We start from the raw sequence: 20,147 nt of genomic DNA on the forward strand, positions 1-20,147 counted from the left end.
GCAGATGGTATACCAGGGCGTCGGTGCGGTACGGACCCCTCGGCCGGGCACGGCCCGCCGCCGGATCAGCCGCCGGACGCGTCCGGGGAGTCGGACGACGACGGGGCGGCGGTGAGGGCTGCCGCGATCAGCGGTCCCAGCCGCTCGGGCAGACCGTCCGGCGGGGCGTGCTGGAGGTGCAGCAGGGCGAAGACCGGGCCGGTCACCAGGGCGTGGACGGTCGAGGCGTCCGTGCGGAACGACAGCTCGCCGCGGGCGCCGCCGGGGCCCCGGCCCGGTCGTCCCGTTCCTGAGGTGCCCGTCGGTGCCGGGCCCGTGGGAGCCGGGCGGGGCAGGTGTCAGTGGCACGGGCTAGGTTCTCGGCATGGACGACACCGAACTCGCCTCGCTCCTGGCCGGATGCACCCGCTTCCCCCACCCCGGCGCCTGGCAGGAACCTCCCTTCGTGGAACGCGCGGCCGACGGTGCGCGATATGCCCTGGTCGCGATCGATCCGGGAGCGGGCGCGCTCGGCCTGCGCCGCGACGACGGGTCGCTGTGGAGCCTGCCCGAGGGCGCCGATGCCCATCTGGTGAACTCCGGGGTGGCGGCGTTCGTCGCCTTCAACCGCGCCTACGAGGAGGCCGCCGACGAGGCCGCCGCGTACGAGGGGCCCGGCGAGGAAGTCGACGACGACAAGGCCGTGGAGCTGGCCGAGGAGGCCGCCGACGCGCTCGCCGACGCGCTGCTGGAGCGGTTCGAGGAGCTCGACGCCGACGCCGTCGCCGACGAGAACTCCTTCTGGTGCGTCGCCGCCGAGGAACTGGGCTACGGCATGAGCGTGTGACCGGGCGGAGCCCGCAGCACCGGGACGCACCCGGGCACGCTCCCGCGACGGCCGCCGGGTGGCGCCCTTCGGGTGAACGCCCCTCCTGTCGAAGGGAGTTGCGCGAAGGCATCGGGGCCGATGAGCACGGCGGCGAGGGCGGGCCCGCACCGGACGGCCCCGCCCTCGCCGAGGGACGGAACGACCACGGGGGAAACGAGACCGGCCATGACAAGCGTGATACTCGGCGGCCTTCCGGCGCTCGCGGCGGCGGCGACCGTCACCTGGGCCCTGATCCGTCGCCGCCCCTCCGGCCTGGCCCGCCCCACGGCGGTCTGCGCCTTGCTGTCCCTGACGACCACCGCGACCGCCACCACGGGCCCCGGCTCCTTCTGGAAGCTCCCCGAGGCCGCCCTGCTGATGCTCCTCATCGCGGCGGTGACGCGCTGGTCGCCCGTGCGGGAGCTGCGCGTCGCGGTCCCCCTCGCGGTCCTCGCGGTGGCCCTCTGGCCCGCGCCGCTGGTCGACGGCGGTTTCCTGGAACGTACGGGCGCGGCGTCGTTCTGGCTGCTCCCCGCGCTCGGTGCGGCGGCGATCGGGGCCTATCCGCGCCGCATGGACCTGCGTCGGCGCGCCGCGGTCGGGGAGGCGCGGCGCACCCAGCGCCTGCAGCTCTCGCGCGATCTGCACGACTTCGTGGCGCACGACGTCAGCGGCATCGTCGTGCAGGCCCAGGCGGCCCGCTTCGTGGCGGCGACCGATCCGGGCCAGGCGGTGGCGGCCCTGGAGCGGATCGAGAAGGCGGGCCTGAACGCCCTGGAGACGATGGACCGGACGATACGCATGCTGGACGAGGAGGAGCTGCCGGACGCATCGATCCAGCCGCCAGAGGTACACCAACTCGCCTCCCTGGTGGACGACTTCACGAAATCGAACGGCACCGCGACCCGGCTCCTCCTGCCGCCGGACGTCCTGGAGTCCTTCGCCCGCGCGCGGGAGGCGGGCGCGGTGGCGTACCGCATCGTGGTCGAGGCGCTCACGAACATCCGCAGGCACGCTCCCCGGGCCCCTCGCGCGGAGGTCCGCTTCGTCCCCGTCCCCGGGGGCGTGGAACTGCACGTGACCAACGAGGCGTCGCGCACGTCTCCCGGCCCCCGCACCGATCCGCTGGGCCGGGGCGGCGGGCGCGGTCTCCCCGCGCTCGCCGAACGCGCCGAGGCGCTGGGCGGCACGCTCAGCGCGGGCCTGTACGAGAAGGACGGCTGGCGCCTCGTGGCGGTCCTCCCGTTGCGAACGACCGGCACAACCCCTGCGAAGGAACCGAAGTGACCATTGCCCCGACGGGCGCGTGCGCGCCCACCCGCATCCTCCTGGCAGACGACCAGGAGGCCGTACGCGGCGGATTCCGGCTGATCCTCGACTCCCAACCGGACATGACGGTCGTGGGCGAGGCGGCGGACGGTGCCGCAGCCGTCGAGCTGGCCCGCGGGCTCCGCCCCGACCTGGTCGTCGCGGACATCCGCATGCCGGTCCTCGACGGTCTGGAGGTGACCCGGCAACTGGCGGGCCCGGACGTGCCCGACCCGCTCCGCGTCCTCGTGGTCACCACCTTCGACCACGACGACTACGTCCGCACGGCCCTGCGGGACGGCGCCTGCGGCTTCCTCCTCAAGCGCTCGGGCCCCGGCCTGCTGATCGAGGGGGTGCGGGCCGCCATGGCCGGCGACGTCCTCATCAGCCCCCAGATCACGGTCCGTCTCCTCCGGTCCATGGCGGCTCCCGTTCCTCCGGCCCCACGCGGGCCCTCACCCCTCACCTCCCGCGAGGAGGAGATCGCCCGCCTCGTCGCAAAGGGGCTGACGAACGCCGAGATAGGCGCGCGCCTGTTCATCTCCCCCGGCACGGCGAAGACCCACATCGCCAACATCCAGGCCAAGTTGAAGGTGCGCAACCGCGTGGGCATCGCGGCCTGGTCCTGGGAGGCGCTCTCGTGACCGGCAGCCCGACCTCCCCGGACCGCGCCCCGCGACGGATTCCGGACGGGGACGACCTGGAACCGTTGATGCGCTGCTACGGGTACCGCTTCACCCGGACCGGGACGGTCAAGGGAACCGAACCGTCCGGCGACCCCGCGGACCTCGGCGCGGCCCGTCGCGCGGGATGGCCGGTGCGCGAGCCCGAGCGGTGGAGCGCGGCCGAGATCGTCGAACGCGCCGTCGCCGCGGCCGCCGCGCTGCACGAGGACGCGGTGCTCGCGGCGTTCGTCGCCGGGCTGGGCAGCGCCCCGCGCGGCCGGCAGACGGTGATCTCCCACGGCTGGGCACGGTTCCTCGACACCGCTCCGCGGGACGGGGACGGGGTTCCCGACTGCGGTCTGGGGCCGGAGTCCGAGGTCGACGTCACCGAGAAGCTGTTGCGCCTCGCACTCGGCTGGGCGTGGAACGAGATCCCGGAGCATTACCTGCCGGACCTGGAGGCCGCGGTGGCGCAGGGGCTGCCCCGGCCGCAGGAGGAGGACCGCGAACGGCTGCGCGCGCTGCTCGACGTGATCCGTTCGGTACCGGCGGGGACCCGCCCGGGCGAACTGGAGAAGGCGGTCGCACGGGCGAGGATCGTGCCCGGCACCGACAAGTACCAGCGCTACGGCATCCTCATCGGGCTCGCCGAGACCGGGGTGCTCCCCTGTCCGGTCCTGCCGCCGATGTGGGACCGGTTCGTGCCCACCGCCGAGCGGCACGCCGCGTCCCGCGCGCTGCGCGGCGCACCTCGTTCGGACATCACCCTGCCGCTGGCGGGCTGGCGCGGCGGTCTCGACGAGCGGCGTGCCGCACGGCTGCTGGAGGTGTGACGGCGCCCGCCCCGGAGGATCACGCGCGGTGCGGGGCGCGGGCGTTCGGCCGCCGGGCGAGCAGACGGCGCGGCCGGGCCCAGGCGCCGCGAGGGGGCCGAGCCGTTTCACCTCGTCCGCCTCCAGCTCTCCGCGCCCCGCCGGGGCCGCCGTGGCGTCGAGGACCGCTCGCGGCACGGTGCGGTCCAGGCGGGGGTGTTCCGTCGGCGGCCGCAGGAGCCGGTTGTCGTTCCAGTCGCTGTCGCGGGCCGCGCTCAGCTCCAGGAGGGCGGGGTGTGGGGGCCGGCCGCCGACGTCTGCCGGACGAAGGGGTACGGGCTTCGCACGAGCCGGTGCGGGGCCGGGCCGTCGTCCCCGGTGCGCGCCGGTTCGAGACGGTCGGCGGGCGTGTGGACGCGAGATCGCCTCTCGGGATGGCCGGAGCGGGTGGGCACGGCTTCCGCGGTGCCTGCCGGGCAGTGGGCCGCGGGCGCGGCTCCGGGCCGGGCGTTATCGTGCCGCCGTGACCGACCCCGCGCAGCGTCCGCTGCTGTTCCTCGACGTCGACGGCCCGCTCATCCCGTTCGGCGCGCCGGCGCACCGCCACCCGACCCACCCGGTGGATCCCGCGCTCCTCCGTGCCGCCGCGAACCCGCTCCTGACCAGGATCGATCCCGGGCACGGCCCCCGGTTGGCCGCGCTCCCCCGCGAGATCGTCTGGGCCACGACGTGGATGGGCGACGCGAACGAGTACGTCGCTCCCCTGCTGGGTCTGCCACGGCTGGCCGTGGTGGACTGGCCGGAGCCGTCCGACGTCGACGCCCGGGACGAGCGCGACGGACTGCACTGGAAGACCCGGGCCCTCGTCGACCGCGCGGCGGGACGCCCGTTCGTCTGGGTCGACGACGAGATCACCGGCACCGACCGGTCCTGGGCAGCCGCCCATCATCCGGGCCGCGCCCTGCTCCATCGGGTCGACCCCCGCCGCGGTCTGGCCGACGGCGACTACGCGGCTCTCGACGCCTGGCTGCGGCAGCCGTCCTGACGCCCGGCGCGTTGGTACCGGGACGGTCGAAGCACTCCGTCCGGGATCCGCACCGGGTCTTCGAGGGCGAGGGAACGGCGGTCGGACCGCCGATTCAGCGGCGTCGTCCGGAGGGGTGCGCACGCGGGTCGGCCCGGGCGCCGTCCCGGCCGGACCCCGCCCGTGCGGGGCGGGCGGGCCGGGACGGCGGGAGCGGTCAGTGCGCCAGCACGCCCTTCAGCCACTTCAGGACCTCGGGGGTCACCGGGTCGGTGATGTCGGCGAACTCCTCGTTCTTCTTGAGGAACTTCGCCACATAGGGGCAGACCGGCACGACGCGCTTCCCCGAGGCGCGTACGTCCTCCAGCGCCTGCCGCACGAGTACCGAGGCCAGGCCCTGTCCCGCAAAGGCCTCGCCCGTCTCGGTGTGGTAGAAGACGCGCTGTTCGTCGCGGTCGCGGTACTCGGTGAGGCCGGCGGTCACGCCGTCGACCAGGATCTCGTAACGGTGCTCGGAGTCCACTCGCTGGACGACCGGAGCGGCGGCGGGCTGTGTCATCGTGGGCCTCTCAGTGATGCGCCGGGTTGCGGCGCGGTGCGATGCGGATGTTGGGAAGTACGGGTGCGGGCAGGCGGTCGCCGTCGTAGCCGTCGACCTCGCCGAAACGGTCGGACGCGTGCTGCCACGCCTCCCTGGCCTCGACGATGTCCTCGTGGCTCCGGCCGATGAAGTTCCACCACATGACGATCCGCTCCTCGAAGGGGGTTCCCCCGAGCAGGATGACCCGCGCGACGGAGTCCGTCCCGTTCGTCAGGGTCAGCGTGTCGTTCCCCGTGCCGAGGTATCCCAGCTCCGCCGGGCGCAGGGTGGTCCCGGCGACGTGCACGTCCCCGCGGTCGACGAGGACGCCGTGCTCGAAGCGGGTGTCGACGGCGAGTTCGGTCGTCGAGTGCGGATCGAGGAGGAGTTCGGCGCCGAGCAGCGGGGTGAAGGTGCGCACCGGGGAGGTGTCCCCCGCCAGTGTCCCCAGGAACACCCTGATCTCGGCCCCGCCGGCCCGGACCGGGGTGGGGACGTGGTGCTGGAAGTCGCGTCCGGTGTCGCGGTGTTCCTCGGGGAGCACCACCCACAGCTGGACGCCGTGCAGGGTCGTGGTGCGGGCGGTGGAGACCTCCGAGTGGCTGATGCCGTGGCCGCCCGTCATGAGGTTCAGCTCGCCGGGTCTCACGAAGGCGTGGTTGCCCATGCTGTCCCGGTGCTCGATCTCCCCGCTGAACAGCCAGCTCACCGTCTGCAGACCGATGTGGGGGTGGGGCGCGACGTCCATGCCGCCGGTGTCGGCGACGTCGTCGGGGCCGTAGTGGTCGGCGAAGCACCAGGCGCCGATCGTCGTCCGGGCCCGTTGCGGCAGTGTGCGCCGTACCGTCATCGCCCTCGGGCCGCCCAGCGGGACGTCCCTCGCTCCGAGCACCTCGATCACCGGCGGGTGTTCACCGTGGTCGATGGCCGCTCGGGGCGGTCCTGCGAGCCCCTTCTCGGCGTCGTTCATCACACGCCCCTCCCAAAAATGGTTTCATGTTCAATAATCATGCCTGATGGTAGGCCGCCGCTCCGTCGGGCGCACGGCGAAACGAGCGAGGATCGGGCAGGTCCGGTGAAGGAGTCCAGGGTGAGTGACACGGCGGCGGGCACCGCGAGCGAGCGGGTGTTCGTGGACAAGCAGAGTCCGAGCGCGTACCGCGCCCTGGTCGAGACGTCCGGCGCGGTCCGCGCGGTCGCCGCCGACGCGGGGCTGGACCGGGTACTGGTGGAGCTGGTCAACCTCCGCGTGTCGCAGATCAACAACTGCGCCTACTGCCTCGACGTGCACACCCGGGCCGCGCTGCGCGCGGGCGAGACCACCCGGCGCCTGGGCGTACTGGCCGCCTGGCGCGACACCGCACTGTTCACGGGGCGTGAGCGCGCGGCGCTCGCCCTGGCGGAGGCGACCACCGAGCCCGCGAACGCCCTCGCGCAGGAGAACGCCTACGCCGAGGCCCGCCGGGCGCTCACCGACGACGAGATCTCCGCGGTGATATGGGTGGCGATCACCATCAACGCCTTCAACCGGGTCTCCATCCTGAGCAAGCACCCGGTGCGCGAGGCCCCTCAGCGCTGAGCGGGGGCGCCCGCTCCGGAGCCGGGAGGGCGGTCCGGCTCACGCCCCGGGGCGCCGGGGGCCGAGAGCCGACGGGTGACCGCGTCGACCAGCCCGGTCACCACCGTCAGCGCCGGCATGAGCGGCGCCGGCGGGCCGTGCCGGTGGCGCGGCCCCGGCGGGCCGGAGCGCCCGGCCCGAACGGCGGCGCTCAGGCCGGTGGTTCACCCCGGCCGCGCACCAACGGCAGGTACACCTCGTCGACGATCTCGACGAGGACCTCGTCGGGTGCGGCGGGCACCGCGCGTACGACAAATTCGTTGCGCAGCAGGACCATGGCCACGGTGGCGACCCTGGGGTGGAGCGCCTCGGGGGGAGCCTCGCCGCGGGCGACGGCGCGGCCCAGGATGGTCAGCCAGGGGGCGGCCGCGGCGTCCGCGGAGTTCTCCTGGAGCCGTGCCAGGAGTTCCGGGGTCCCGCCGGCGGCGGCGAGCAGTTCGCGCAGGATCGCGCCGAGCGGGGAGCTCCAGTAGCGATTCGCCTGGCGCAGCCACTCCAGGACGTCGCCGCGGAGCGTGCCGGTGTCGGGTGGCTGGACCGTCGTGGCCAGGTGCTTGTAGGCGGCGACGCCGAGCGCGAGGCGGTTCGGCCAACGGCGGTAGAGGGCGTTCTTGTTGGTGCCGGCGCGGGCGGCGACCCGGTCCATCGTCAGCCCGGCGTACCCGGAGCCGGTGAGCTCGTCCGCGGCGGCGCGCAGGATGGCCTCCTCCAGGGCGGCCCCGCGTCGCCGCGTCCGCCCGGCCTCCGCCCGCACCCGCCCCTTCGGCTCCTCCGCCATGGCACCTTCCCGCGCTCGATACCGCCCGTACCTTCCCATTCTCGCCGCCGCCCACGCCCCATCAAAAATAAGGTACGGTCCGTACCGTAAAAGTTTCCGTGCGGAGAGGACCCGACGACATGCGTGCCAGAGGCATCAGTTACGACACCGGCTTCGTCCACGGCGGAACCGTCGGGCGCGGCGGCTTCGATCCGGAGCTGGTCGGGCGCGAGCTGCGCGTCATCCGCGACGACCTGCACTGCAACGCGGTCCGGATCATGGGCGGCGATCCGGACCGGATCGAGATCGCGGCGGAACTCGCCGCCGGTCTCGGCCTGGAGGTCTGGTTCTCCCCCTACCCGCTCGAACTGACCACCGACCAGATGCTGTCGCTGTTCGCCGACTGCGCCGGACGCGCGGAGCGGCTCAGGCGCCGGGGGGCCGAGGTCGTCCTCGTCACCGGCGCCGAACTGAGCCTGATGAACAAGGGGTTCCTGCCCGGCGACGGGGTGGACGAGCGGGTCGCACTGCTGGCCGACCCGCAGCACGTGCGCGAGCACGTCGCCCGGGCCGGTGCCCGGGTCAACGAGTTCCTCGCCGAGGCCGTCCCCCTCGTCCGCGAGCGCTTCGGCGGGAGGGTCACCTACGCCGCCGTACCGCTCGAAGGCGTCGACTGGTCCCTCTTCGACATCGTGTCCCTGGACCTCTACCGGTCGGCCGAGACCGCCGACCGGTTCGCCGAGGGCGTCCACGGCCTGGTCGCGCCGGGAAAACCGGTCGCGATCACCGAGTTCGGCTCGGCCTGCTACCGGGGCGCCGGTGACAGGGGCGCCCGCGGTCTGGAGATCGTCGAGCACGACGAGGACACCCGTGCGCCGCTTCGGCTGACCGGGGAGTACGAGCGTGACGAGGCCGGACAGGCCGCGTACATACGCGAGTCGCTCGAAGCGTTCGACGCCGGGGGCGTCGACAGCACCTTCGTGTTCACCTTCGCGCTCCGCGACTACCCGCACCGCCCCGACGGCGGCCCCGGCGAGGACCTGGACCTGGCCGGCTACGGCATCGTGAAGGTCTTCGAGGACCGTGCCGGGACCACCTACCCCGACATGCCGTGGGAGCCCAAGGCCGCGTTCACCGCCCTCGCCGACTTCTACCGCGGCTGAGCCGCGCGGAAGACCCCCGGCCCCGGGGCGTTCAGATGTCTCGTGGGGTGCGTACCCGTCCGGGGCCGGGAACCGTGTCGGCCGTGCCGTACGCGGCCCGCCGGGCGGGGGCGGGGCCTGTCACCTCCACCTGGGCGGGGCGCAGGAGATGGCCGCCGACCCGGTAGCCGTACCGCAGCACTTCGGTGCACACGGCCGCAGGGGCCGCGTCGGAGGCGCGGAAGGCAACCGCCTCGTGGGCACGGGGGTCGAAGGGCTCGCCCACCGCGCCGACGGTGCGCAGACCGAGTGCCGCCAACTGGTTCTCGATCACCCCGGCGAGGGCCGCCGCGCCACGGTCCTCGCCCCGTCGGCGGATCTCCTCCACGACGTCCAGGACCGGCAGCAGGCCGGTGAGGACGTTGGCCGCCGCGATCTCCCTGATCGCCAGGCGGTCGCGGCGCACCTGCTTGCGGTAGTTGTCGTACTCGGCCTTCACCCGTTGCAGGTCCTCGGTCAGTTCCGCGATCCGTTCGCGCGGTTCCGTCCCGTCCTTCGGCTCCGTCCGGCCGGCCCCCGCCGCGTTCCGGCGGTACCGGGGCGGGAGCCCGGCCGGGGCGGTCCCGCGCCAGTCGCGCACCGGTACGAGCGAGCGCTCGCCCTGTCGGCCGGGGTGCGGGTTCTCACTCATCCGGCCTCTCCCTTCCGCTCCTCGTCGACGATCTCCGTCCGGGCGCCTTCGTCGTCACCGGTGGCCGCGCCCCGCTCGTGTCGTTGCCGGCGTTCCCGCCGCTCCGGCCCGGGGCCGCGGAAGCGTTCGGTCACTTCACCCCCAGCCGGTCCCGCGGGGCCAGCGGCACCAGGGCGCCCCTCGTCTCCTCGGGGTCGGGGACGAAGACCGCCAGCCGGCTGTACGGGGAGCCCCGGCGCAGCTCCACGCACAGCACCGGCCTGCCCTCCCGTATCAGCACGAAGTCCCGCCCCTCCTGGAGCGGGCGGACACCCGCGTACAGCCGTCCGGGGATCCAGGTGCCCCGGCCGCGCTCGCCGCGCAGCGCCCGCCACCAGTCGGGCTCGACCCTGGGCAGTCGCAGTGCCGTGACCGGGACGCGTATGTCGCGGTGGCGTGCCATCGCCTTCTCCCACCAGGACAGGCGCACGACGATGTCGGCGCCCTCGACCACCACCCGTGCCATGTCCGCTCCCTCGTCGTCGCACCGGCGTGCCGGGCGCGGACCGGTCCGGGCGGGCCCGGGCCCGGGTCGCGGCCGGGCGGCCGGTGGAGGGCACAGCCGCGCGGGGAGGGGCCTTCGCCGAAGCCGCGGGAGTGCGGTCCTCCGGCGCACGGCGGCGTTCCCTCACTTCCATTGTCCTCGCCCGGCGGGCGGACCGGATCGCCCTCGGGGCTCCGGGCCGGAGCCGTGACCAGCACGGACACGGACGGACGCGGGACGGGGTGGTGCGGGATCGGGCGCGGGCGTCGTGGTGTTGATGTGCGGTGGGGTGTGATCGGCGCCAGGGTGGGGGCATGGGCCCGATACGGCGGTGGCGCGGCCATGACGCTCCCGGTCCGCCGCGGCACGCCGGATGAGCCGTCCGCGCCGGGCGCGGGCCGGCGCGAGCCCGCTCGTCGGGGCGCCCCGCCCGTATCCCGACGGCAGGTGGGCGCCCGCGCACGGTGCGGCGCCCATACCGGCACCGGAATCAGCGGTCCGGGCCGGCAACGGTCCGGACCCCGCTGCCCGGCACGTCCGGGCCCCACGCATCCGAAGGAGTTCCGCATGACGACCTCCGACAAGATCATGCCGGTGCTCGGCGCGCCCTGCTGGGTGAACCTGCTGACGCAGGACCTGCGTGCGGCGCAGACCTTCTACGCCGAGGTCATGGGGTGGAAGTTCAGGGACAGCGACCTGGGCGACGACTTCTCGGTGGCGCTGGCACGGGGCGAGCCGGTCGCCGGCATCGGGTGCTGTCCGGGTGGGAACCATCCGGCCGTCTGGACCCCGTACTTCGCCGTCGAGGACGCGGACCGGACGGCGGGCCGGATCAACGAGCGCGGTGCCACGCTCGCCGTCGGCCCCCTCCCGCTGGGCGACGGCCGGGCCGGGATCGCCGCCGACCGGGACGGGGCCGTGTTCGGGTTCTGGGAGGGCCCGGCCCTGTCCTGGCCGGTGGGGCGGTGCGGCGCCCCGGTCCGGCTGGACCTGCGGACCCGCGACGCGTTCGACGCCGCCATCTTCTACGCGGAGGTCTTCGACTGGGCCCGTCCGCCCGGCGGCTGCACGGTCGACTACGCCCAGGACCACATCCTCGTCCAGGCGTCGGGGCGCACCGTCGCCACCCTGCGCGGCGGGAGCGTCGAGGACGCTCCCGATCCGAAGGTCCGGCCCCGCTGGAACGTCGACTTCCATGTGCGGGACAGCGGGCGGGCAGCAGCGGCCGCCGTCGCGGCCGGGGGCGAATCATCACCGGTTCCCTCACTCACCGGTGCCCCGGAGGACGCCTGCGTCATCCGCGACTCCGACGGCGCCCTCTTCACCGTGTCCGGCGTCTGAATCACCGTGTCCGGCGTCCGACGGCAGCCACCTCGTCCAGGGTACTCATGTCGCCCGTGTGGGCCGGGCGGGTGCGTGCCCGTCCGCAAGCGGGCAGACGTGAGCCGCGCCGGTCGCCGGAGGGTCCGGCGACCGGGGCTCGGGCGGGGCGGCCCGGTGGGCGGTCTCAGGTCCGGGCGACGGATTCGTAGAGGTCGAGCAGCCGGCCACGGGTCGCGTGCAGCCGCCGGGTGAGCACCATGCCCACCCACTGGCTGATCTCGAATCCGAACTCGGGGTCCGACCGGCACAGGGCCCGTACCCGGGCCGCGTCGAATTCGTGGGCCCGGACGGGGCTCAGCGTCTCGGCGCCCAGTTCCCACTCGTAGGGCGGGAAGAGCCAGGACAGCCCGACCAGCTCGCCCGGACCCAGGGTCTCGATCTCCGCGCGGCGCCGGTTGGGCAGCTGTGAGTCGAGGGTCACCGCCCCGGTCTTCAGTACCCAGAAGCGGTCGGCGACGGTGTGTTCCTCGAAGAGCCGCCGTGCTGCGGGGAAACGGACGTCCTCGGCAAGGCTCAGGAGGTGGTCACGGCGTGCGGGTGGCAAAGACGTGATCTTGAGTGTGGTCATCGGAGTACTCCTGCGAGGAGCGGCTCTCCGCGGCGGGCAGGGCCCTCGGGTCACCCCACGGAGCCGTTCCGTCACCGCGGCGCCCGGCTCCCGGGAGATGGCGTACGAGGAGGTGCCCACGCGCGTCGCCCGTGCGGTCACGAGGTTCTGGCGACCTCTCGTAGAAGGGTTTTTCCCCGGTCGGGGCAGAAGTACGCAGCCGAGGACGTGCCTCCGTGTGCGATCACGCCCCGCCCGCGTGAGGATCGGAGCACGGGCGGTGGTCCGGTGGCACCCCGGTCCCTTCGTGGGACCGGCCCCCTTCCCCGGTGCTCCGGTCCGCTACCCCACCCGTGCCCCGCCCCCGCCGCGTCGCCCGCCGGAACCGGGTGCCCGGAACCGTTCCCGTTCCGCGGTCCGCCCCGGCCCGTGGCGGCGCCCGCCGCACCGTGCGGCGGACGGGGACGTGCCGTGTGCGGACCGTGCGGGACCGGTCAGGACTCGACCGCTGCGATCACCGCACGGCCGTGCCGCAGCAGTCGCTCGTCCTCGGCGCAGCGGTAGCGGTTCCGGCCCCGGCCGCCCGTGTTGTCGTGGCGCCGGGCGGAGGCGAGTTCCCGGCGGAGCAGCGGGACGGCGGGGGCCGCGGCGGACCCCATCCGCGCCCACGCCCCGGCCGCCTCGGGACGGTTGTCCCGGTGTTCCGACCACGCGTGCAGCAGGGCTGGCACGGATTCGTCCGGATCCCTTCCCACCTGCCACAACGCCACCGCGAGGGCGCCCGCGACCCAGCCGCCGCTCTTCTCGGACGACCGCCGCAGCCCGCGCAGGGCGGGCAGCAGCCCGGCCGCCCCGGGGCCCATGCGGGCGATCGTCCGCAGCGCGTCGTACCGCTGGAACCAGCGCTCGCCCGCGAGTCCCTCGGCCAGCACGGACAGCACGAGGTCCTGCTCGCCCCCGGCCGCCCACAGTGCCGCGGCCACGTCGACGCGGTGGCCCGGGTCCTTGTCCCGGGCCAGTCGCCGCAGCTCCGGCAGTGCCTCCCGGGCCGTCGCGCCGAGCCGTGCCAGGGCCTCCACCGCGGCGCCCCGCAGCCCGGGAACCCGCAGGAGGCGCAGGACCGGCTCCACCACCTCGTCCGGCCGGGCGGCGGCCACCGCCTCCAGCAGGAACCGGGTGCGCCCGGGCCGCTCCCGGGGGTCGATCGCGGACAGCCGCCGGAGCAGTACGGGCAGCAGCGCGGCAACCCCGTCCGGGTCCATCCGGTCGATCCAGCCGCCCAGGTCCTCCGGTACGTGCCCGAACCGCAGCACCTCGACGAGCCCGGGGACGGCGCGTGCGTCGCCCTGTGCCGCGAGCGCGCACAGGGCCGCCCCGTAGGAGGTCTCGTTCCACCGCGCCTGGGGAGCGGTGCCCGGTCCGGCCGCCACCCGTTCGGCCAGGGCCCCGGTCGCCGGGCCGCCGATGGCGTACAGCCGCTCCAGTTCCTTGGCCGCCCACCGGACGATGCGGGGGTCGGCCTCCCGGAGCTGCTCGCCCAGGAGCCGTACGGACTCCTCGTGCGGGCCCCGCCAGCCCGTCAGGAGCAGACCGCCCATGTCGATCGCCTCGCGCCGCTGGCCCCAGTCGGGGCTGCGCAACTGGTCCTCCAGCAGTGCGAAGCGTTCGGCGACCCGGTCGTCCAGGGCGTAGTGCAGTTCCACGAGCAGGTCGGTCGCCCAGGAGGCCCGCACCGTGCCCCGTTGCGACGCCCTGAGCCGACGCAGGTACGAGATCATCGTCGGTGTCCCGAGGGCGGATGCCGTCTCCGCACCCGCCGTATCCGCCGTGTCGCCCGCGTCCTCCGGGCCCTCCCTGGCCTCCCTGGCCTCCCGCATCGCGTCGACGGCCGTCTTCACGGTCCGCTCCGGCAGCCGGCCGGGGGCGCAGCGCGCGAGCTGTACCAGGGCCGCCAGCCGCAGTCCGGGCTCGGTCCGGCCGGTGGCGGGGAGGGCGAGGGCGGTCAGGGCCTCTTCGACCCGCCGTGCGAACTCCGGGTTGCGGACGCCCAGTTCGCCCAGTGCCGTGGCCGTCGCCCGCAGCACGCGTGCGTCCTGTTCCGTCGCGAGCCGTCGGCACAGCGCCGCGAGCACCGTCGCGGGGTCGTCGTGCAACTGCACCAGCGCGCCCGGAAGTTCCTGCCGCAGGCCGGCGTCCGGGTCGTCGAGGAGGTCCAGCAGCAGTCCGCCGCGGGCCCGGGTGGCCGACTCCGCACCGGCGAGGTTGCGGACCCAGGCGTCGTACTCCTCCTCGTCGTCGCACCCGAAGTCCATCTCCTCCACGTCGCGGCCGTCGCCGTCGATGCTGCGGAGCAGGCCGACGATCCCGCCCCGCCCCGGCAGACCGGCCGTCGCGACCAGCTCGAACAGGAACGGGATGCACGCGACCGTGCTGTCGTACACGTCCCCCTGGTGGTGCACCGCGCCGTGCATGCCGTCGAGCGCGGCCTCCCGTTCGTCCGGATCGGCGGACGCCAGCCCCCGCAGCAGCTCCGGCACGTCGGAGGCGTCGCCGTACGCATGGTGCATGGACGCCCAGTCGACGTCGTCGATCCCCGTGAACATGATCGGAAGTCTGCCGTACGCCACCGACAGGAGGCGGGCGGCCCCGGTCCGCCCCTTCCCGCAAGCGGGGCGGACGGGTGTCTTGACAGGAGCCGCCGGACGGGGATCGGCTGGGGCTCCGCTCCGTCCCGGTACGGAGTTCGTCCATGGAGTCGGGTAACGGGGGTCGACTGACCGTGCTGCGGGTGCACTTCACGTCCGAGGACCTGGGGCGGGTGCGCGTCGCCTCGGGGCCGGACCATCTGTGGGAGATCAGCAACAGCGTGCAGACCCTCCAACGGCGCGACGGGGAGGGGGTGTTCGGCGAATGGCGCCGGTGGGTGCGGCCGCGCCTCTCGGACAGTTGCAGATTCCTGTCGCCGCTGCTGCCGCCCCACGGCTGTTCCCCGGACTTCCTCACGCCCACCCGCGGCGGCGGCGAGACGTTCCAGGCGGCGGTGGACACCCTGGTGCGCACCCCCGGGCCGCGGCTGCGCAGGGATCTGGCGCGGGTGGCCGCCTCGCGCCGCCTCCCCGGCTGGACGGACGCGCTGGCGGGCGGGGACGGCGCCACCCTCCTGCGACTGGGGCACGCCCTGCACACGTACCACCAGGAGGCGCTGGCACCGTTCTGGCCGCGCATCCACGCCCACATCGACGCGGACCGCATCGCCCGGCTGCACAACCTCCTGGACGGCGGGACGGAAGGTCTGCTGGCCGCTCTCGGACCGCGGCTCCGCTGGCGGCCGCCGGTGCTGGAGGCCGACTATCCCGTGGACCACCACCTCCATCTCGACGGTCGCGGGCTGACTCTCCAGCCCTCGTTCTTCTGCTGGCCCACGCCCATCACGCTCGCCGACGGGGACCTTCCCCCCGTTCTGGTGTACCCGATCGACCACGCGCTGGACTGGGTCCGGCCCACGCCCCCGGAACGGACCGGCGGCGACGCGCTGGGGGCGCTGCTCGGGCACACGCGCGCCGCGGTCCTCCGGGCCGTTCGCACCGGCTCCTCCACCGTCGGCCTGGCCCGGCTCCTCGGGGTGACGCATCCGGCGATCAGCCAGCACATGAAGGTGCTGCGCGCGGCCGGTCTGGTGACCACGGTCCGCCGGGACGGGCGGTCGTTGCACGTCGCGACCGCGGAGGGGCGTGCGCTGCTGCGCAGTTGCGGGCGCGGGGAGGCGACCGGTCCGGCGGGGTGGGCGGCACCGCCCGGCGCCGCGCGGTAAGTCTGGGCTTTCGGAGCTTGCGCCTGTCATGGGCACGCAAGGATGCTGGGGGAACTGTCGCGCGCGCATCCCCCACCCCCCACAGTCCCTCCCCACCGCCTCTCCCCACGCCCTGTCACCACCGTCCGTACTCGGCCCGGTTGTCCCACGACGCGCCCCGAGCGCTTCTCGGGGCCCGGGCCGGAACGGGCATGCCGCGCGACGCGCACGACAGCAGGGCCACGGAAGCGACAGCCCCGTGCACGAGGCGGACGGGCGGGGTGACGTCCCGTACGAAGGAGATGAAGCAGTGGCATTACGCACTGCCCTCGCCCGCACCGCGGCCGCGGCCGCGTCGCTCGCCGTCGCCGGCACCCTGTTCGCCGCCCCCGGCGTGGCCCGGGCGTCCTCGTTCCGCACCCCGGCCGCCGACGCCGGAAGGACGGGCCCGGGCCACGGTGTGGCGTGGTTCCAGGAACGGCACGGGCTGCCCGCGACCGGCCGGGTCGACGGCGCGACCGCCGACGTCCTGCGGCACGCCTCCAATGCCGAGTTGCTCCGCACGTTCCGTACCGCGGCCGACCTCGGCCCCGAGGAACTCGCCAACGCACGCACCGTCATCGGTGTCGGCAAGGGGGCGGGCATTCCCGAACAGGGCCAGGTCATCGCACTGATGACGGCCATGCAGGAGTCGAAGTTCGTCAACTATCTGGTCCCGGTGGACCACGACTCGCTGGGCATCTTCCAGCAGCGTCCCAGCACCGGCTGGGGCACCCCCGAGCAGATCACCGACGTCGCCACGTCGTCGAAGTCCTTCTACGGCGTGGCCCCCTTCGGCAGCAATCCCGGGCTGATCCAGATCGACAACTGGCAGACGATGCCGCCGGGCGAGGTCTGCCAGGCCGTACAGGTCTCGGCGTACCCCGACCGCTACGCGCAGTGGGAGCCGTTCGCCCGCGACCTGCTCGCCCGGGAGAGCCCCACCGTGCCCCCGATCCCCTGATCCCGCACCGACCCGCATCCGCCCCGCGCCCACGTTCCGGGCCACACGCACCCGCACCGACGGTCGTGCCTTCTTCTCCATCTCTCCCCCACTTCACCCAGGAGCCCGTATGCGCAAGAGATTCCTTTCCGCGGCGGTCGTCGTGGCCGCCCTCGGCGCACTCGTCGCCCCGGCTTCGGCCCGGGCCGAAGCCGCCCGCCCCGGCCCGGTGTCGGTGCTCGCCCACGGCTCGAAGGCCGGAACCGCCGTCGTCAGCGGACACAACGAGCCGGGCACCCGGCTGCGGGTCGGCGGTGTGAACACGGCGAGCGCGCACACCCTGCAGATCGACTACCAGGTGCAGCAGACGGGTTACTGGTGCGGCCCCGCCGCGACCCGCATCGCACTGTCGGCACGCATCGCCCCGCCCGGCCAGGCGGACCTGGCCCGGCAGCTCGGCACGACCGAGGCCGGCACCGACCACATCAGCCAGGTCACCGGGGTCCTCAACGCGAACCTCGGCACCGGCTGGTACGAGACCAAGGAGATGCCGAACGATCCGCCCACCCAGGCCCAGCGGGACCTGTTGTGGAGGGACATCGTCCTGGACATCGACAACAACTACCCTCTGGTGGCGAACATCGTCGCCCCGCCGGGCAACCAGCCGCCCGGCTACCCGTCGGACCAGACGATCTACCACTACTTCACGGTCATCGGGTACGACGACGCGAACCGCACCGTCCTCATCGCCGACCCGGCCTCCTTCGGCGGCAACCAGATCTACTGGCTCTCCTTCGACCAACTCGCCACGCTGATACCCCCGAAGGGCTACTCCGCCTGACCCACGGGCGCCTCGGCGCACGAGGCGTACAAGGCACACAGAGCGGGCGACAGCGCGGACCGGCCGCCTGTCGCCCGTGTGCGGGGCGGTACGCCGGCACCGTGAGGCCGCCGCCGTACCGCCGGCGGTCCGTCGCCCCGCTCCCGCTCACCCGCTCCGCAGCACATGGGCTACGTCGGCCAGACGACCAGGCCGTCCTTCACTTCGAGCACGTCCGGCATCAAGTCCTCGTAGAACCTCAGGTACCCCAGCCGGACCGTCGTGTCGTCCGGGAGGCGGTGGCTGTCGTGCGCGCGGGCGGCGAGCCAGCCGAGCAGCTCGCCCAGCTTCTCGAATTCGTCCGGATGGACCTCCTGCCGGGAGGTCAGCGCCCAGCCCTTCCGGGGCGGCTCGTCGCGGACGACGAGTGCCGAGCAGAGCGCGCCGCCGATCCGCCAGGCACCGCCGTCCACGGCCAGCAGCGGGGACGGATCGTCCTCGACCACCCACTCCCCCGATTCGTCCTCGGTCATGAAGGGGAAGTCGGTCACGATGGACAGCTGCTCGGGCTGCGGCCCGGCTCCCACATGCCAGCGCAGCTCGGCGACTTCCTGCTCGGAGAGCTCGTCGCGCAGGTCGACCGCGAGCACCAGCTCGTAGATGTCACTCACGCGACGCACCCTACAGAAGGGGTCCGACAGGGCCTGCCGTCCCGTTGCCGCCGCTCCGGAGCCGGGGGAGCAGGGGGCGGGAGCCTCCCGCCCCGGGCCCGCACGCAGCCGGGCGACGGGTCTCCGGGGAGGCGGCAGCCACCGTGCGCCCTCGCACGGAACTGGGCCGATCGGGTGGAACGGGGCGGCGGGGCCCGGTGCCGACGGGCTTCCGTTCGCGGGGCGGGCGGGGCCGGGAGAGGCTCGGAAGGACCGGGGCGACCGGTGTGGTGGTCCGTCGGGCCTCCGGTCGCCCGCCAGCCCGGCCCGACGAACCGGAGGACCCCATGCCGGCATCGCCGAACTCCAAGGTCTACCTGGTGGGCGGAGGCATCGCCTCGCTCGCCGCCGCCGCTTTCCTGGTGCGCGACGCGGGACTGCCCGGGGAGAACGTGCACATCCTCGAACAGCTGCACATCGCGGGCGGTTCGATGGACGGCGCCCCCGCCCCCACCCCGGAGGGCGGCTACGTGACCCGCGGCGGGCGGATGTTCGAGGAGGAGCACTACGTCTGCCTCTGGAACCTGCTGGAGTCGATCCCGACCCTGGACGATCCGGCGGTCTCGGTCAGGCAGGAGTTCCTGGCGTTCAACATCGAGCACCCCACCCACGCCAGGGCGCGGATCATCAACGGCGACCGCTCGATCGCCGACGCCTCGCAACTGGGCCTGGACGCCCGCGACCGGGCGGACATGACCCGGCTGCTGGCCCTGCCCGAACGGGTCATCGGTGCCCGGCGCATCGACGACTTCTTCCAGCCGCACTTCTTCACCACCAACTTCTGGTGCATGTGGCGGACCACCTTCGCCTTCCAGACCTGGCACTCGGCGATCGAGCTGAAGCGGTACTTCCTCGCCTTCGTGCAGGAATTCGACCGCATCCACACGCTGTCCGGGGTGCGCCGGAGCAAGTACAACCAGTACGACTCGGTGATCCGGCCGATCCAGGAGTGGCTGACCGCCCAGGGGGTGCGGACCGAGTTCGGGGTGACCGTCGAGGGCGTCGACTTCTCCGGACCGGATGCCCGCCGGGTGTCACGGCTGCACGTGGCACGGCCGGCCTCCGATCCGGACTCCGGTGCCGGTACCGGCACCATCGAGCTGGGCCCCGACGACTTCGCCTTCCTGACCCTCGGCTCGATGACCGCGGACACCACGTACGGCGACCGCACCACGGTCCCCGAGCTGATCCGGGACAAGCGGGACGGTTCCTGGCGGCTGTGGGAGTCCATCGCCAGAAAGGCCCCGGACTTCGGCCGCCCCACGGCGTTCTGCGGCAACATCGACGAGACCAAGTGGGAGTCGTTCACGCTGACCATGAACGGGCGCGTCCTGCTCGACCGGATCCAGGCGTACACCGGCAACGTGCCCGGCGAGGGCGCGCTGATGACCTGGAAGGACTCCCGCTGGCTGCTGTCGATCGTGGTGCCGGCGCAACCGCACTTCCGGGACCAGCCGAAGGACATCCACACGCTGTGGGGCTACGCGCTGTTCGGCGACGTCCCGGGCGACCACGTGCCGAAGAAGATGGACGACTGCACGGGCGCCGAGATCCTGGACGAGCTGCTCGGGCACCTGGGGTTCGACGACATCGCGGACGAGGTCCGGGCCACCACCAAGGTCACCACGGTCCAGATGCCCTACATCGACGCCCAGTTCCAGCGGCGTGTGGTGGCCGACCGGCCGCTGGTCGTGCCGGACGGGGCGCAGAACTTCGCCTTCCTCGGGCAGTTCGTGGAAATCCCGGAGGACGTGGTCTTCACGGTCGAGTACTCGGTGCGGTCGGCCATGAAGGCGGTCTACCACCACTTCGGCGTGGAGAAGGCGATCCCGGCGGTCTACCACGGTCTCGCCGACCCCCGGATCGCCTGGTCCGCCCTCCGCACCGCCTTCTCCTGACCCGGGCCCCGCCGCCCGGACCCGCGTCCGCCCGAGCGCGGGTCCGGGCC

General features: G+C 73.9%; 22 protein-coding genes. 12 read left to right on the top strand and 10 right to left on the bottom strand.

Translation table 11 applies throughout. The annotated features are described in order from the left end of the window. Positions 1-65: 65 nt before the first annotated feature. Positions 66-206 (bottom strand): hypothetical protein, encoded by a 141-nt coding sequence (locus ACFYW1_RS21540; RefSeq protein WP_388995309.1) that lies wholly within the window; start codon positions 204-206, stop codon positions 66-68. Positions 207-364: 158 nt separating this feature from the next. On the opposite strand from ACFYW1_RS21540, the gene ACFYW1_RS21545 reads away from it, so the two are divergent. From ACFYW1_RS21545 to ACFYW1_RS21565, 5 genes are all read left to right on the top strand, one after another. Further along, complete coding sequence (locus ACFYW1_RS21545; RefSeq protein ID WP_388995312.1) at positions 365-826, top strand: SUKH-4 family immunity protein; 462 nt, start codon at positions 365-367, stop codon at positions 824-826. A 207-nt stretch (positions 827-1,033) separates the two neighbouring features. Then, complete coding sequence (locus ACFYW1_RS21550) at positions 1,034-2,134, top strand: sensor histidine kinase (RefSeq protein WP_388995315.1); 1,101 nt, start codon at positions 1,034-1,036, stop codon at positions 2,132-2,134. Next, a complete protein-coding gene (locus ACFYW1_RS21555; RefSeq protein ID WP_388995318.1) occupies positions 2,131-2,799 on the top strand; it encodes a response regulator in 669 nt (222 codons plus the stop codon). Before ACFYW1_RS21550 ends, ACFYW1_RS21555 begins: the two co-directional genes overlap by 4 nt. Continuing rightward, on the top strand, positions 2,796-3,653 hold the full coding sequence (locus ACFYW1_RS21560; protein ID WP_388995320.1) for a hypothetical protein: 858 nt from the start codon (positions 2,796-2,798) through the stop codon (positions 3,651-3,653). Before ACFYW1_RS21555 ends, ACFYW1_RS21560 begins: the two co-directional genes overlap by 4 nt. A 502-nt stretch (positions 3,654-4,155) precedes the next feature. Further along, a complete protein-coding gene (locus tag ACFYW1_RS21565; RefSeq protein ID WP_388995322.1) occupies positions 4,156-4,677 on the top strand; it encodes an HAD domain-containing protein in 522 nt (173 codons plus the stop codon). 196 nt (positions 4,678-4,873) lie between these two features. On the opposite strand, the gene ACFYW1_RS21570 is transcribed toward ACFYW1_RS21565, so the two are convergent. Both ACFYW1_RS21570 and ACFYW1_RS21575 read right to left on the bottom strand, forming a co-directional pair. Next, the gene (locus ACFYW1_RS21570; RefSeq protein WP_388995325.1) at positions 4,874-5,215 is read right to left on the bottom strand and encodes a GNAT family N-acetyltransferase; all 342 of its coding nucleotides are present in this window, start codon (positions 5,213-5,215) and stop codon (positions 4,874-4,876) included. A gap of 10 nt (positions 5,216-5,225) precedes the next feature. Further along, positions 5,226-6,206, bottom strand: coding sequence for a pirin family protein (locus ACFYW1_RS21575; protein WP_388995328.1), 981 nt, complete (start codon positions 6,204-6,206; stop codon positions 5,226-5,228). A gap of 120 nt (positions 6,207-6,326) precedes the next feature. Here ACFYW1_RS21575 and ACFYW1_RS21580 point away from each other — a divergent pair, with 120 nt between their 5' ends. Then, entirely contained in the window at positions 6,327-6,815 is a 489-nt protein-coding gene (locus ACFYW1_RS21580; protein ID WP_388995331.1) for a carboxymuconolactone decarboxylase family protein, read from the top strand. 190 nt (positions 6,816-7,005) lie between these two features. Here ACFYW1_RS21580 and ACFYW1_RS21585 read toward each other — a convergent pair whose 3' ends face one another. Continuing rightward, the gene (locus ACFYW1_RS21585) at positions 7,006-7,632 is read right to left on the bottom strand and encodes a TetR/AcrR family transcriptional regulator (RefSeq protein WP_388995334.1); all 627 of its coding nucleotides are present in this window, start codon (positions 7,630-7,632) and stop codon (positions 7,006-7,008) included. A gap of 119 nt (positions 7,633-7,751) precedes the next feature. Here ACFYW1_RS21585 and ACFYW1_RS21590 point away from each other — a divergent pair, with 119 nt between their 5' ends. After that, complete coding sequence (locus ACFYW1_RS21590) at positions 7,752-8,774, top strand: hypothetical protein (RefSeq protein WP_388995337.1); 1,023 nt, start codon at positions 7,752-7,754, stop codon at positions 8,772-8,774. Positions 8,775-8,805: 31 nt separating this feature from the next. On the opposite strand, the gene grpE is transcribed toward ACFYW1_RS21590, so the two are convergent. The 3 genes from grpE to ACFYW1_RS21605 are packed head-to-tail and all read right to left on the bottom strand — an operon-like array spanning position 8,806 to position 9,949. Then, positions 8,806-9,444, bottom strand: a complete 639-nt coding sequence (gene grpE / locus ACFYW1_RS21595; RefSeq protein ID WP_388995340.1) for a nucleotide exchange factor GrpE — start codon at positions 9,442-9,444, stop codon at positions 8,806-8,808. After that, the gene (locus ACFYW1_RS21600) at positions 9,441-9,578 is read right to left on the bottom strand and encodes a hypothetical protein (RefSeq protein WP_388995343.1); all 138 of its coding nucleotides are present in this window, start codon (positions 9,576-9,578) and stop codon (positions 9,441-9,443) included. The genes grpE and ACFYW1_RS21600 overlap by 4 nt, the downstream gene beginning before the upstream one ends. After that, positions 9,575-9,949, bottom strand: a complete 375-nt coding sequence (locus tag ACFYW1_RS21605; RefSeq protein ID WP_388995346.1) for a hypothetical protein — start codon at positions 9,947-9,949, stop codon at positions 9,575-9,577. The genes ACFYW1_RS21600 and ACFYW1_RS21605 overlap by 4 nt, the downstream gene beginning before the upstream one ends. A gap of 585 nt (positions 9,950-10,534) precedes the next feature. Between ACFYW1_RS21605 and ACFYW1_RS21610 the strand changes: the two genes are divergently transcribed. Beyond that, a complete protein-coding gene (locus tag ACFYW1_RS21610; RefSeq protein WP_388995349.1) occupies positions 10,535-11,308 on the top strand; it encodes a VOC family protein in 774 nt (257 codons plus the stop codon). A gap of 166 nt (positions 11,309-11,474) precedes the next feature. Here the strand turns inward: ACFYW1_RS21610 and ACFYW1_RS21615 are convergent, their stop codons facing one another. Together ACFYW1_RS21615 and ACFYW1_RS21620 are read right to left on the bottom strand one after the other, a co-directional pair. Further along, on the bottom strand, positions 11,475-11,918 hold the full coding sequence (locus ACFYW1_RS21615) for a Crp/Fnr family transcriptional regulator (RefSeq protein ID WP_388995352.1): 444 nt from the start codon (positions 11,916-11,918) through the stop codon (positions 11,475-11,477). A 473-nt stretch (positions 11,919-12,391) separates the two neighbouring features. Further along, positions 12,392-14,500 (bottom strand): PBS lyase, encoded by a 2,109-nt coding sequence (locus ACFYW1_RS21620; protein ID WP_388995355.1) that lies wholly within the window; start codon positions 14,498-14,500, stop codon positions 12,392-12,394. A gap of 176 nt (positions 14,501-14,676) precedes the next feature. Between ACFYW1_RS21620 and ACFYW1_RS21625 the strand changes: the two genes are divergently transcribed. The 3 genes from ACFYW1_RS21625 to ACFYW1_RS21635 all read left to right on the top strand — a co-directional run bounded on the left by ACFYW1_RS21625 (position 14,677) and on the right by ACFYW1_RS21635 (position 17,510). Then, on the top strand, positions 14,677-15,708 hold the full coding sequence (locus ACFYW1_RS21625; RefSeq protein ID WP_388995618.1) for an ArsR/SmtB family transcription factor: 1,032 nt from the start codon (positions 14,677-14,679) through the stop codon (positions 15,706-15,708). Positions 15,709-15,997: 289 nt separating this feature from the next. Next, a complete protein-coding gene (locus ACFYW1_RS21630; RefSeq protein WP_388995358.1) occupies positions 15,998-16,690 on the top strand; it encodes a peptidoglycan-binding domain-containing protein in 693 nt (230 codons plus the stop codon). A gap of 109 nt (positions 16,691-16,799) precedes the next feature. Beyond that, positions 16,800-17,510 (top strand): C39 family peptidase, encoded by a 711-nt coding sequence (locus ACFYW1_RS21635; protein WP_388995360.1) that lies wholly within the window; start codon positions 16,800-16,802, stop codon positions 17,508-17,510. A 170-nt stretch (positions 17,511-17,680) separates the two neighbouring features. Here ACFYW1_RS21635 and ACFYW1_RS21640 read toward each other — a convergent pair whose 3' ends face one another. After that, positions 17,681-18,160 (bottom strand): hypothetical protein, encoded by a 480-nt coding sequence (locus tag ACFYW1_RS21640; protein ID WP_388995363.1) that lies wholly within the window; start codon positions 18,158-18,160, stop codon positions 17,681-17,683. A gap of 326 nt (positions 18,161-18,486) precedes the next feature. Between ACFYW1_RS21640 and ACFYW1_RS21645 the strand changes: the two genes are divergently transcribed. Beyond that, entirely contained in the window at positions 18,487-20,097 is a 1,611-nt protein-coding gene (locus tag ACFYW1_RS21645; protein WP_388995366.1) for an oleate hydratase, read from the top strand. Positions 20,098-20,147: the final 50 nt, after the last annotated feature.

The sequence above is a fragment of the Streptomyces sp. NPDC002669 genome (assembly GCF_042889165.1).
Lineage (GTDB): Bacteria > Actinomycetota > Actinomycetes > Streptomycetales > Streptomycetaceae > Streptomyces.

Excerpts from the sequence above, each read along its gene's own strand:
- ACFYW1_RS21590 (WP_388995337.1), top strand. The coding sequence starts at position 7,752 with ATGCGTGCCAGAGGCATCAGTTACGACACCGGCTTCGTCCACGGCGGA.
- grpE (WP_388995340.1), bottom strand. The coding sequence starts at position 9,444 with ATGAGTGAGAACCCGCACCCCGGCCGACAGGGCGAGCGCTCGCTCGTA.
- ACFYW1_RS21545 (WP_388995312.1), top strand. The coding sequence starts at position 365 with ATGGACGACACCGAACTCGCCTCGCTCCTGGCCGGATGCACCCGCTTC.
- ACFYW1_RS21635 (WP_388995360.1), top strand. The coding sequence starts at position 16,800 with ATGCGCAAGAGATTCCTTTCCGCGGCGGTCGTCGTGGCCGCCCTCGGC.
- ACFYW1_RS21585 (WP_388995334.1), bottom strand. The coding sequence starts at position 7,632 with ATGGCGGAGGAGCCGAAGGGGCGGGTGCGGGCGGAGGCCGGGCGGACG.
- ACFYW1_RS21620 (WP_388995355.1), bottom strand. The coding sequence starts at position 14,500 with ATGTTCACGGGGATCGACGACGTCGACTGGGCGTCCATGCACCATGCG.
- ACFYW1_RS21610 (WP_388995349.1), top strand. The coding sequence starts at position 10,535 with ATGACGACCTCCGACAAGATCATGCCGGTGCTCGGCGCGCCCTGCTGG.
- ACFYW1_RS21570 (WP_388995325.1), bottom strand. The coding sequence starts at position 5,215 with ATGACACAGCCCGCCGCCGCTCCGGTCGTCCAGCGAGTGGACTCCGAG.
- ACFYW1_RS21615 (WP_388995352.1), bottom strand. The coding sequence starts at position 11,918 with ATGACCACACTCAAGATCACGTCTTTGCCACCCGCACGCCGTGACCAC.
- ACFYW1_RS21575 (WP_388995328.1), bottom strand. The coding sequence starts at position 6,206 with ATGAACGACGCCGAGAAGGGGCTCGCAGGACCGCCCCGAGCGGCCATC.
- ACFYW1_RS21550 (WP_388995315.1), top strand. The coding sequence starts at position 1,034 with ATGACAAGCGTGATACTCGGCGGCCTTCCGGCGCTCGCGGCGGCGGCG.
- ACFYW1_RS21645 (WP_388995366.1), top strand. The coding sequence starts at position 18,487 with ATGCCGGCATCGCCGAACTCCAAGGTCTACCTGGTGGGCGGAGGCATC.
- ACFYW1_RS21605 (WP_388995346.1), bottom strand. The coding sequence starts at position 9,949 with ATGGCACGGGTGGTGGTCGAGGGCGCCGACATCGTCGTGCGCCTGTCC.